This is a genomic window from Oleiphilus sp. HI0043 (assembly GCF_001634935.1).
In genome coordinates, this window is record NZ_LWEY01000034.1 from 1 (window position 1) to 1424 (window position 1424).

1 protein-coding gene is annotated in these 1424 nt (G+C 43.5%); it reads right to left on the reverse strand.

Going from position 1 to position 1424, the window contains the following annotated elements; translation table 11 throughout:
* Positions 1-807: 807 nt before the first annotated feature.
* Positions 808-1424, reverse strand: a 617-nt coding sequence (locus tag A3729_RS01080) for a radical SAM protein (protein ID WP_156497559.1), incomplete at its 5' end; no start/stop codon positions are given.

The window sequence follows — 1424 nt, forward strand, 5'->3', positions numbered from 1 at the left end:
CAACCTGTTTCCAGAAAGGTTGTAGATCAATTCCTTGCTCTTCGGCATAGCGCGAGAAATGGTTTAGATAAGTAGCAGACAGAAGTTCAGGGTTCATAGGCTAAATTGATGCTTAGTTTTATCTTTATAAGCTAGCCGCAAGCTAGTTCAAATGCAATGAAAATACACAAAAACTTAGAAGAACTGAACGCCCCTTCCGCGTAAAGCTCCGTTTCCTAGGTCCGGATAGTTTAGGTTCGATAGATCCATACCACTTAGCGTTATAGAGTGCAGGCTAGCTTGTTTTTCTACAGTAGTAATGCCAAAACAAATTTATCTGGATACTAGAATTAAAAGGCGCATCACACTTCAGCGACTAACAGACCTAATGAGTCGAAGATCTAATGAGTCGAAGATCTAATGGTTTTATTTTTTAACAGCGTTGCATGGGCGATTTCTGCTTGGGAGGAAGGATGACAGTTTGAATCTACTGCTGTTTCAGCATCAGCTAATGGCATGCAGTAAGATTAAAGCAGAGCACTAAGATATAAGCAGCTTATTGTCTAAGTTGCGTTTGTCTGGATAACTTGATTATGTCCGCTAATCACCAATTCCCGATATCAATCGACGATTCAGAATCAGTAAGTTTCGGCCAACCTTGAAGCAAGTGCCAAGGTCTGAAATTGGCACATTGCTGACTAAGATTGGGCAGGGCATTTCTAGGCTCTAGTCGAAACCGCTATTTAAGTAGGTCAGATTGCGTGCCGACTTTTTCACCTAATTAAAGAGTTCGTTGATTTAGATATAGGAAGAAAGAAGCCTCTCCTTCTAAACCAAGCGCCCCCACATATCATACTCATCAACCTCTTCGACCTCTACTTTAACCAAGTCACCGACACATAGGTGAGTTGCTCCATCGATGAAGACGTTACCATCTATTTCAGGTGCGTCTGCTGAGCTCCTACCTACCGCGCCTTCTTCAACCACTTCGTCAATGATCACCCATTGCAATGAACCAACCTTTGCTCGCAAACGTTCGGCACTAATCTCAGCCTGCTTTTCCATAAACCTTTTGTGCCTACTCTCCTTCACTTCTTCGGGGACCTGATTCGCCAAGACGTTTGCTGGCGCGCCCTCTACAGGAGAATACGTAAAGCAACCTACACGATCTAACTGGGCCTCTTCTAAAAAGTCCAATAGCTCCTGAAAATCTTGCTCTGTTTCACCCGGAAAACCAACAATGAAGGTGCTTCTTATCGTAAGTTCAGGACATATCTCGCGCCAGGAACGAATGCGATCGATGACCTTCTCGCTGTGCGCAGGACGTTTCATTGCTTTTAGTATTTTTGCACTAGCGTGCTGGAAGGGAATATCCAAATACGGCAGAATCTTTCCTTCTGCCATTAAGGGGATCAGTTTATCAACATGAGGATAAGGATAAACGT